We start from the raw sequence: 1,393 nt of genomic DNA on the forward strand, positions 1-1,393 counted from the left end.
TGCAAGACGCTTCTATGTACGTGGTGATCGGTTCGGCTGGTTGCCGCTAGGTTCGGCGTCGATGATTGCTTGGGTGGCTCATTGCCGATCTGGCCGCTCGGAGTGCGGGTGTGCCTTGTGCAAGACCTGTCCCCAGGTGGTCGTCGGCGCCGGCCCGGCCCACCTTGCTGGCCTGATCAGAAGCCTGCCCGTGCGAGCGCACGTGGCCCATCACAGATGTGCCGCTGAGGTGACTGCATCCCGAGCCGACGTCGACTGTCCCGGTCGTCACTGGCAAAGGAGCAACCGAGATGCCACAGATCGTAGAGCGGGTCACGGATGCCTATGACGTGGTGGTGGGGGTCGATACCCACACCGACACGCACACCGCTGCGGTACTCGACCGGTTCGGAGCGGTGTTGGCGCAGGTCACCGTGTCCACCGACGCGGACGGGTTGAGCCGGCTGCTGGCCTTCGCCGCCGCGCACACCCCGCCGGACGGGCGCCGGTTGTGGGCGGTGGAGGGCACCCGGGCGCACGGTCAGGGGCTGTGCCGGCTGTTGACCGCTGCCGGTGAACCGGTCTGCGAGGCGCCCAAACCCGCCGCGGCGGCCCGCCGCCGGGGCGGCAAGTCCGACCACCTCGACGCGGTCGCCGCCGCCCACGCGGTCCTCGCGTTGTCCACCGACCGCATCGCCGTGCCCCGCAGCGACGGAGCACGCGAAGCGCTGCGTCTCCTGCTGGTCTGCCGCCGCCACCACAGCGACGCCCGCACCGCCACGGTCAACCTGGTCAAAGCACTGATCCTGACCGCCGACGACACTCTGCGCCACGCCCTACGCGGGCTTGGCACCGCCAACCAGATCACCCGACTGGCCGCCCTCGACCCATCCGAGAGCACCCACCTGCCCATCGAGGAACACACCCGCCGCCGCGAGCTGAGCACCCTCGCCCGTCACATCCACACCCTCGACGCCGCACTAGCCGACAACCACCGACACCTACACGCCCTCGTCACCGACCTGTGCCCACCCCTGCTCGACCAACCCGGAGTCGGACCCGTCACCGCCGCGATCGCCCTCACCACCTGGTCACACCCCGGCCGCGTCCGATCAGAAGCCGCCTACGCCACCCTCGCCGGCGCCGCCCCCATACCCGTTTCCAGCGGCCGCACCGACCGACACCGCCTCAACCGCGGCGGCGACAGAACCCTCAACAGCGCCCTGCACACCATCGCCCTCACCCGCCGCCGCATCCACCCCGAAACCCGCGACTACATCAACCGACGCCGCGCCGAAGGCCGCACCACCCGAGAAATCACCCGCTGCCTCAAGCGCTACATCGCCCGACAGCTCTACCGCACCATCACCACCCACCACCGCACCTCTTGACAACCCCCACTCACAGATCGGCG

Annotated in this window: 1 protein-coding gene; it reads left to right on the forward strand. The window is 69.8% G+C overall.

Annotated elements, in window-relative coordinates; genetic code table 11:
* Window positions 1-290: 290 nt before the first annotated feature.
* On the forward strand, window positions 291-1,370 hold the full coding sequence (locus tag ACZ6NZ_RS32325) for an IS110 family RNA-guided transposase (protein ID WP_465861636.1): 1,080 nt from the start codon (window positions 291-293) through the stop codon (window positions 1,368-1,370).
* The last annotated feature ends 23 nt before the right edge of the window (window positions 1,371-1,393 follow it).

The organism is Micromonospora sp. NPDC047756, from assembly GCF_055587245.1.